The 683-nt window shown below is 60.0% G+C and carries 1 protein-coding gene; it reads left to right on the forward strand.

The window, feature by feature from the left end; all coding sequences use genetic code 11:
• Positions 1 to 683 (forward strand): hypothetical protein (locus PMI16_RS22205; protein WP_007883829.1); only part of this gene is annotated, 683 nt, incomplete at both ends.

The following is a 683-nucleotide window of genomic DNA, read 5'->3' on the forward strand; positions in this document are numbered from 1 at the left end:
GCCGCGCAAGCGTTCATGGCCAACAACGGCGAGCTGTTCAAGAAAATGGAATCGGCCACCGACGGCAAGCACGACGGCCAGCTGGGCCAGGGCGACTACGGCAACGCCATCAAGGACGGCACCATCTCGGCCAATCCGAGCAGCAGCAACAACGGACCGGTGTCCTATGGGGTTCCCAAGGGGTGTTTCATGGACGCCGTCATGAATGGCAACATTTCGCCGAACCGGCCTTCCGAATACAGCGCGGCCAAGACCATCAACGATTTCCAGAAGGACCATGATATCGGCCTGCTGTCGTCGCAACAGATGCAACAGATCGCCGAGACCGGCTACTTCACGGACAAGAACGGCAAGACCATCCAGGTGCCGCCGGAAGTGCAGGCCGCCGCGCAAGCGTTCATGGCCAACAACGGCGAGCTGTTCAAAAAACTTGAATCGGCCACCGACGGCAAGCATGACGGCCAACTGGGCCAGGGCGACTTCGGCAACGCCATCAAGGACGGCACCATCGCACCGGGCAGCAATCAGCCTGGCAACGGTCCGAACTACAACATCAACCCGGTCAACTCGAACTACAACACCGGCAGTTCCAGCCTGCCGTCGGAATCGGGCGCGGCCAAGACCATCAATCAGTTCCAGAAGGACCACGACATCGGCCTGATGTCGTCGCAACAGATGCAGCA

The sequence above is a fragment of the Herbaspirillum sp. CF444 genome (genome assembly GCF_000282135.1).
Lineage (GTDB): Bacteria > Pseudomonadota > Gammaproteobacteria > Burkholderiales > Burkholderiaceae_D > Herbaspirillum.